Source organism: Planotetraspora phitsanulokensis (assembly GCF_016863295.1).
GTDB classification, from domain to species: Bacteria; Actinomycetota; Actinomycetes; order Streptosporangiales; family Streptosporangiaceae; genus Planotetraspora; species Planotetraspora phitsanulokensis.
The window spans coordinates 240,431-248,568 of record NZ_BOOP01000021.1 but is presented as its reverse complement, the minus strand read 5'-3'; the positions used below and the strand labels follow the sequence as shown (position 1 = coordinate 248,568).

Below are 8,138 nucleotides of genomic sequence, written 5' to 3'. Positions count from 1 at the left end.
GGTGAGCCGGGCGTCACAGGGACCGAAGGCCCTTCGCGAAGATCGCGAGGGGCCTTCGGCATACACGCGGGAAATCGAGGAGCGACTCCGCCGACGACGAGTCCAACCTCAACTCACGGGTGCCGAGCCCGATCGTTCCAGCTCGTTCCGGTAGGCGTCGAGGACGAGGCCGTGGAAGTGATGGACCGCGTGCTCCGACAACCCGGACCCGCTGGGGTCGTAAACGATCTTTCCCTGGGTGAACGCGGGGGTGCGCATCCCGCGCTGGACGCTTTCCACCAGGGCGATGTCCTCCACCTGGAGAACCTCGTCGATGTACCGGATGCTGTCGACCTCGACCTCGTTCGGCTCCTCGGTCTCCAGATAGAAGTCCCAGATCTCGCGCGTCCGGTCCGGTCCGTCGGGGATGATCTGCAGCACCATGAAGTTCCCACGGCCGGGATAGCGCAGCAGGCACGTGTTGGGCCACAACCACCAGACCGCATGCTCGGTGACCGTCGCGCCTGACACGTCGTAGGCGGAGTTCTCCGCCTTGCCGGCCTGGGCCATGTGGCTGGAGTAGATCCCGTAGGTGGTGACCTTGTAGGTGCTCATGTCGACCAGGGACACGAAGTCCTTGTGCGCCACATGGCAGTGGTAGCACTCCAGGAAGTTGTCGACGACGTTCTTCCAGTTGGAGGAGATGGTGTAGGTGAGCCGGCGGGCGAGGGTCAGCTTGGCCACGTCCGGCGCCCGCTCCTCGATCTCCGCCCCGAGGCCGCCGGACTGCTCGGCCAGAGGCGCGGCCGTGGGATCGAGGTTGACGTAGACCATGCCGCCGAACTCGGTGACCTGGATCTGATCCAGGCACACCGTGGAGGGGTCGAAGCTCGGCATGTCGCCGGTGTTGCGCGCTCGCCTCAACCGGCCGGTCAGGTCGAAGTTCCAGGCGTGGTACGGGCACACGATGCTGCGCCGGACGCCGGACCCCGTCAGGAGCTCGTGCGCGCGGTGCTTGCAGACGTTGTAGAACGCCCGGAGCGTGCCCGCCTCGTCCCGTACGGCGACGATCGGCATGCCGGCCACCGTGCCCGTCACATAGCTTCCGGGCTCCCGCAGCTTCTCCACGTGGCACAGCCACTGCCACGTGCGGGCGAAGATCGCCCGCTGGTCGACGTCGAACCACTTCGGATCGGTGTACGCGTCGGCGTGCAACGACATCGACAGAGCGGGGTCGGGGTCGTATCCCGACGAGATGTGATCGATCGCGGGGATCGGATCCGGCGTCACCGTACCTCCAAAGCCTGACACCAAGCGCACGGGTGCCCGGCGGCGACCCCGCGGGGCGGCGCACAGATCTCGCGCCGACCAGATTGAGGCTAATGATCCTTTTGGTGAAGATTCAATGCCTCCGAGCATCTGATCGCCGACACCGCCCACGTACGGCCCCGGGCTTGGGGTTGCATTCCGTACCTCGGTACAGCCTTACCGTCGAGTTGTAGGGGTCGCTCGCGTGAGAGACGGGTGGCGTCGGCAGATGGAGGATTCATGGAGTGGGCGCCGGCTGAATGCACACTTCCGTCCCAGGAGAGACCGTTGCGAGTGGCGGAGTTCGACGGGCTGTTCTCTTCCGCCCTGCGGGGGCTGGAGCGAGTGGGGCCGACACACCTGCGGCTCGTGCTGGACGGCAGGCCGCAGGTGGAGGAGACCACGCGTGACCTGGTGGCCAGGGAGACGAGTTGCTGCTCGTTCTTCTCCTTCCGCCTGAGCCCCGAGGGACGGCACCTGATCCTGGACATCGAGGTTCCCGCCGTTCACTCCCGGGTGCTCGATGGGCTGGTTGCTCGCGCGAATGACCAGGTCGCATCATGACCGGCGGCCGGCTGCGTACGGGGGAGGTCGCCGAAGCGGCGGGGGTCAACGTCCAGACCTTGCGCTATTACCACCGGCGCGGCCTGCTGGAGGAGCCACAGCGCAGCAATGGGGGACATCGGCGATATGCGCCGGAGGTCGTGACCGTCCTTCGGCTCATCAAGGCGGTGCAGCGGCTCGGGTTCACGCTGGATGAGGTCGCGGACCTCGTCGATGCGGCTTCACACCGTCACGGCAGGCGAGGCGGCGGCTTGCGGCAGCGGGCCATGACCAAGCTGACCGAAGTGGAACGGAGGATCACCGATCTCCAGCGGATCCGTCACACGCTGATAGAGGCGGTGGACGCCGGGTGTGACGACCTGGCGACCTGCACGGCCAGCCCACATTGCCCGTTGCAGCTCTGATCTGTCAGCGATGTGCCCTCGCCCACCTCCCCCCTACTAGAACTGTGGGCAGAGAGGCAGTGCGGCTCCTCGCGGCAGGTATCAGCCCCGGAGTAAGTCTTCCGCGCCCGCGCGGACGGCTGCCCAGTCGGTTTCCAGTTCGGTTTGCAGCCGTTGCGTCAGCCACGTCGCTCGATTGACGTGCTCGGCTCGGAGCGCATGCAGATCGAGCTGAACCCCGTCCGGCGGCCCGGTCCGCTCCAGCACGCTGATCCTCCGCTCCATGGCGGTCATGAGTTCCTGGTCGAGTTGCCGCACGGCGGCGAGGAACGATTCGGCCGGGATCATGACCTGGCCGGCCGGGTCGGCCGTGAACCGGATGTCGCCCTCGTCGTCATGCCGCCAGGTCACCGTCACCGTGTCGAAATCGTCGCTGACGGTACGCCAAGCCCTGATTCGGGGAGGCTCTCGTATGTAGCCGAGATCCAACGTGTGTTCCGCGTGCCACTCCGCAGCACTCAGCGCCGCTTCGCTGTCCATCGGCCGCCAGGCGTCGGGGTCACTGGCCACGAAATCCAGGAGATCGGTCGGCACCGGCTGGAGGACGGTCGGTGTCATCGCGTTGATGTCTTCCCATAGCCGAGCCAGGTAGTAGTCGACATATGGGTGTCGCGCCCCAGGACCGTCGGTTCGATGTCGCTGAAGGGTTTCCGTCGAGTAGCGCAGCAACTCGTGATCGGCCAGTTCGATCCAGTACCAGCCGTCGGTCAGTCCGAACCAGTGCAGTTGACGACCCTCATGGCCCCACGGGGATACCTCGCCCAATGGTGACAGCGCGAAACGGAACCTGATCACTGGGCGTATGGTAGCCGCCGCGTTCGACCGAGCATGTCGCTGACCGTCTGGAGCCGATCGGCCCCAGGAGACCTCGGACGATGGCCGGCTGAGGCAGCGTGGTTCTCGCGTGAGTTTCAGGGGCAGTAGCGGTAGCCCATGCCCGGCTCGGTGATCAGATGAACCGGGCGACCGGGGTCCGGTTCGAGCTTGCGGCGTAGTTGGGCCATGTACTGGCGCACGTAGTGAGTCGCCGTCACAAACTCGGCGCCCCAGACCTGGGTGAGCAGTTGGCGCTGACTGACCAGCTTGCCCGGGTTGCGCAGGAGGATCTCCAGGAGATGCCATTCCGTGGGCGTGAGCCGTACCTCACCGGTGATCGTCTTGCCGACCAGGTCGATCGTGTGGTCGCCGAGTTGGACGCGGGCGAACTCGCTCCCCTGGAGGGACGCGCGCCGGCTCACGGCCCTCATACGGGCGAGCAGTTCGTCGACGCTGAAGGGCTTGGTGATGTAGTCGTCGGCGCCGGCGTCAAGTGCGTCGACCTTGTCCTGGTTTCCGGTACGACCGGAGAGGACGATGACCGGGATGTTGGTCCATCCGCGGAGTCCGTGTATGACGTCGACTCCGTCCATGTCAGGCAGCCCGAGGTCGAGCACGACCAGGTCGGGGTGCCAGTCGGCGGCGCCCCTCAACGCCGATCCCCCGTCCGTCGCGACGGCGACCTCGTAGTGGCGGGCAACCAGGTTGATCCGGAGCGCACGGAGGATCTGCGGTTCGTCGTCGACGACGAGTACACGTGTCACGAGGACATCTGAACGGGACGCGCCGCCGACGCTACGACCAAGAGCACGAATCACGGTGAGACCTCCCCATGGCACGGGGCCGGCGGGCCAGCATGATTCCGAGCACTACCAACGCGTCAGCCACGAGGACAGTGTTGTCATTCGGCTGGTGGAGACGAGGTGAAGCCCCGGCCCCTCCCAGTGGAGAAACGGTGAACGGTGAGCCTCGGTGCCCACCACCGCGCTGCTCGGCCCTCAAGGTGACGAAAAGAGGGAGCGTCTCAACGGACTTGCGCCGACTCGGCGCTGTTCCTCAGGTGGCGGCGACCGGACTCGGTGACGCGGGGGCTCCCACAGGCACCGCGCGCAAGGAAATCACGGGCGCGCCGTGGGGCAGGCTCAAGCCACCGTTCGGGCCCTCAAGGAAAACGCCGAAACGCTTGCGACGGCATCGACCAAACATGCTGCTTCTGCGCAGATATACGACAACCGAAATGCCCTGCCATCTCGGTTCACATCGACATGTCGCCCTATGCGGTAATCATTTAAATTCTAACTGTTCATTCCACGACAAGATCACTGAGCCGCATAGATCTGAGCAGATTTGTCGCCTCAGAGCGCCTCAAAAGAGAGCGAATGCCGCGAAATCGAAAACGCCCCGAAATCGACTGGACGGCTTTGTCGCAACGTGGCGTCCATTTACCGGAACTGAATATTCGCCCAGGTGTCCGCGTTTTCCGCCACGGGTATCTCCTGGGTCGCATCGCTGCACGCGGTGACCGAAAATCCAATTCTCACCATGGAGGGAAATCAATTGATTTCTCGTAGGAGCAGTTCGGCTTCTGGTTCGCGCACCACGGGTCGTGTGCTGATGTCGGCAGTCGCGCTGGCGGCCTGTGGAGCGCTCGGATTCTCCGGTGTGGCCTCCGCGAGCGCCTCCACCGCGATGACCAAGCCCACCCCGAGTGGCGGCCCGTGGCTCGACGGGGACGACGTCTCCAACCTGTCGCCCGCGATCACCGCCCCCGTGGCCACCTCTTCCCTCCTCTTCCTGGTGTCGGCGAACAACGGCATCCCGTTCATCAGGGACCCGCGGTCGGGATGGGCGAACCTCAGGAATGTGGCGAACAGCTCGGGCGGTTACGTGCAGAACATCACCATCGGCCAGCTCACCACCACCACCATGGCTGGGCCCCAGATCGTGAGGGTCACCGCTCGGACTTCGGCCGGGATTTTCAAGACGGACTGCAGAATCGACGTGAAGCCGATTCCGACGTCGGGAGCCATTCCTGTGCCCTCCGCCGGCATCAGCGGCTGCACTGCGTGGACGACTCTCCCGGTCACGGGCTGATGGCGCGCGGTTGAGTGACAAACCAGGGCGGACATCTCCCGGCGCTCGCGCCGACGGCGGTCTTCCCGCCGCGGAAGTAGTGCCGGAACCAGTCCTCTGCAGCGAAAAGCCCGCCGCTCCTTCGGGAGTGGCGGGCGTTTTCGTCTTTCGCCGGTAATGGAACTCGCAACAGCCCGGCCATCCCCCGGCTGCGGCGTCGCGAGCCCGTCACCATGGCTCAACTGCTGAGGGGTGACCGGCGGCCGGTCCCGAGGGATCGGAACCGGCCTCTGACACCGGTGGGGATTCGGTCGGCCGGACGCGTCAGCGGCCCTTCACAGACACCGGAAACCATCGGTTCGCGATGATCTGAACCTTTCCCTTCCCCTTCGGGGGGATGTAGGCCAGCACCTCGTTGCGCTCCACGCTCGTGATGGACGATCTGACCGTCGAGGGGATACCGAAGCCCTTCTGGAAGTCACCGAAATCGGAGCTCTCCCACGTCATGCCCGCGGCGTTGGCCTTGCCGCGATAGGACGCCTTGACGTCGATTCCGAACCAGGCCAAAGCGCCACCTGATTTCGTGCGAACGGCGTAGACAGGGGTCGTGGCGGCGACCGCCTGGCTGGTCCCTGTCCAGTTGTTCCCCTCGTACGCCTCGCGGGTGTCGCGGAGTCCTTGGTACTGGGCCTTGACCAGCCTGCCGATGGCGAACTGCTTCGCCCAGGGACTGCGTGTGCCCCGGCTGATGACTTCCGCCAGCGCCGGGGCGACCTTGCTTGGTGGGACCACAACGCCGGGGTCCCCGGCCGGCACCACGTCGGGGAAGTCCTCGACGTCGACTCCGGAGGCTATCGGTCCCGTCGCCGTCCTCGAGAACGGCGCGTACGCCACCCGCCACGGAGCGCCCGCCTGATCTTGGACGAACAGCAGGATGTCCCGTGTGGCGGGCTTGGATCCGGTGTCGGTGGCTGCGGCGAAGAACCATTTGGGATAGCCGGAGAACTTCGGCGCCGCAGCCAACCCCGCCGTGTACTTCACCGGTCTGATTTTCAGCCTGTTCTGCTTGAACACCTTGTACTGCGCGTTGTGGATCTGTTGTGCGGAACCGCTCTCCACCTTGCTCGCCAGGCCGCTGTTCAACTTGCCGTTCGCGGCGTTGATCCCCAGCATGTAGCGCTTGAGTGCCGTCATGGCCGCCTTCTCGCTGAGGGCGGGAGTCGGCGACGGCGGTGGAGCCGGCGGTTTGCTGACGGACGCGGGCTCGCCGCTGTCAATGAAGCTGCATCCTCCGACGACCACGGGCAGAACCATGACGGCGGTAACGAGGGTCAGGCGCACCATTTCTCGCTTTCAGGAAGATTCGTCCGTCAGTTGCTGACGGGCATCGGGGGACGGAAGTCGACGGGGATGCCCATCTGAGCGAGCCAGCCACGCAGGCCCGCGACCATCGCGGGATCGGCCACGACCCGCGCGGCGTACTCCTTGATGTCGACCTCGTTGCCCACCGGGTCGAGCAGCTTGGCGGGGCCCGTCCAGGACAACGTCCATCGGGCCTTACCGTGACTGATCAGTACGCCCTCGATCGCGCGGGCCAGGACGTTGGCCACCAGGGTCGGTGATTGCTGCCAGTTCAGCCGGACCAGCTCGTCGTAGAGGGCGGCGGACTGGTTCCGCGCCAGGGCTTCCAGGGCGGCGTCCAGGAAGGGCTCGCGCGCACCGACGACCCGCTGGCCCGCGACCGACAGGTCGTGCACCGGCTCTTCGTTGCGAGCCACGTACATGCCGGTGGCGACCATCTCGTCCCAGGGCAGCGGGCGCAGACGGAGCGCCTCGTCGGTCCAGAAGGTCTGCTCCAGGGCGTTCGCGGCGACCGCCGGATCGCGGAGGAGGACCAGAGCGGGACGGGAATCGAGTGCGCGCGGGCGGTCGGGCAGAACCGCGATCGCGCCCAGCCGCTCACGCAGGCTCGGGTGCGAGTCGTACGGACTGGTCTCCTCGCCTGCCCCGTCCGCCTGGGCGATCTCCGTCACGTGCGCGTTGACGAGCGCGTGGAAGCCGCCGAACAGGTTCGCCGGCCGGCTTCCCGCCATGCCGGTCATGCCGACGTACCTCTCGATGAACATGTTCCACACGTCGTCGGTGCCGTGCACCTTCCGCAGGGCGTTTCCGGCGGCGTCGCGGCCCGCGATGGTGACGGCGAATTCGTCGGCCTCCAGTTCCTGTTTCCGCGAAACGGTCTGGGAGACGCGCAGGAAGAGCTTGGCGTAGGCGAAGAAGATCTTCTGGATCCAGGCGTGGTTGCCCAGCGACTGGACCGCGGCGAGGACGGCGATGCGGCCCCGGTACACCGTGCCTCCCAGACGGGTGTGCGCGCCGCTGTAGTGACCGAGTTCGTGCCCGAGCACCGCGCGCATCTCGTCCGCGCTGAGCGCCATCAGCAGAGGCATGCCGATGTACATGCGGCGGCGGCCCGCCCGCAGCCCCAGCCAGCTCGTGTCCTCGCTCACCGCTGCGTTCACCTCGGCGACGAGCCGGATCTCGTCCGGCGGGCGGGTGCGCACCACCTCGGCCAGTTCCTCGACCGTCCGCCAGAGCGCCGGCTCCTGCTCGCGGCCTACGGCGACGCCCGGCTCCGTGTGCGGCCTGCGCCTGTTGACCAGGATGAGGCCGCGCAGCAACGCCAGGGCTGCCAGCGTGAGAACAATGGCGATCTTCAATGCACCGGAGGAAAGGTGCTGTACGGCGACGACGTCGAAGACCGCAGCGACTCCGAGGACGGCGGCGACGAGCACGTAGAACCCGGCCAGAAGGCCGAATGCCAGCGCTGCCCGCATCGCGGTGACCATGTCAGGCTCCCTTGAGGGACGTTAAGAAGTGTCCGAAATTAACGGGTTGTATGCACTTTGAATCGGAGTCCGACTGTTCAGAGCAGTACGGCTCGATCCGGCAGAG

At 66.0% G+C, this 8,138-nt stretch carries 8 protein-coding genes; 3 read left to right on the top strand and 5 right to left on the bottom strand.

Annotation, left to right across the window (positions count from 1 at the left end):
- Positions 1-108: 108 nt before the first annotated feature.
- Positions 109-1,269, bottom strand: a complete 1,161-nt coding sequence (locus Pph01_RS23725; protein ID WP_239116951.1) for an aromatic ring-hydroxylating oxygenase subunit alpha — start codon at positions 1,267-1,269, stop codon at positions 109-111.
- A gap of 312 nt (positions 1,270-1,581) precedes the next feature.
- Here Pph01_RS23725 and Pph01_RS23720 point away from each other — a divergent pair, with 312 nt between their 5' ends.
- Positions 1,582-1,851, top strand: coding sequence for a hypothetical protein (locus tag Pph01_RS23720; protein WP_239116958.1), 270 nt, complete (start codon positions 1,582-1,584; stop codon positions 1,849-1,851).
- A complete protein-coding gene (locus tag Pph01_RS23715) occupies positions 1,848-2,255 on the top strand; it encodes a MerR family transcriptional regulator (protein WP_204075343.1) in 408 nt (135 codons plus the stop codon). Before Pph01_RS23720 ends, Pph01_RS23715 begins: the two co-directional genes overlap by 4 nt.
- An 81-nt stretch (positions 2,256-2,336) precedes the next feature.
- Here the strand turns inward: Pph01_RS23715 and Pph01_RS23710 are convergent, their stop codons facing one another.
- On the bottom strand, positions 2,337-3,089 hold the full coding sequence (locus Pph01_RS23710; protein WP_204075342.1) for a DUF5984 family protein: 753 nt from the start codon (positions 3,087-3,089) through the stop codon (positions 2,337-2,339).
- Between the two features lie 116 nt (positions 3,090-3,205).
- On the bottom strand, positions 3,206-3,874 hold the full coding sequence (locus Pph01_RS23705) for a response regulator (protein ID WP_204075341.1): 669 nt from the start codon (positions 3,872-3,874) through the stop codon (positions 3,206-3,208).
- Between the two features lie 703 nt (positions 3,875-4,577).
- Between Pph01_RS23705 and Pph01_RS23700 the strand changes: the two genes are divergently transcribed.
- Complete coding sequence (locus tag Pph01_RS23700) at positions 4,578-5,204, top strand: hypothetical protein (RefSeq protein WP_204075340.1); 627 nt, start codon at positions 4,578-4,580, stop codon at positions 5,202-5,204.
- A 303-nt stretch (positions 5,205-5,507) separates the two neighbouring features.
- Here the strand turns inward: Pph01_RS23700 and Pph01_RS23695 are convergent, their stop codons facing one another.
- Both Pph01_RS23695 and Pph01_RS23690 read right to left on the bottom strand, forming a co-directional pair.
- Positions 5,508-6,497, bottom strand: coding sequence for a DUF8094 domain-containing protein (locus tag Pph01_RS23695; protein ID WP_505866656.1), 990 nt, complete (start codon positions 6,495-6,497; stop codon positions 5,508-5,510).
- 56 nt (positions 6,498-6,553) lie between these two features.
- The gene (locus tag Pph01_RS23690) at positions 6,554-8,032 is read right to left on the bottom strand and encodes a M48 family metallopeptidase (RefSeq protein WP_204075338.1); all 1,479 of its coding nucleotides are present in this window, start codon (positions 8,030-8,032) and stop codon (positions 6,554-6,556) included.
- Positions 8,033-8,138 lie beyond the last annotated feature (106 nt).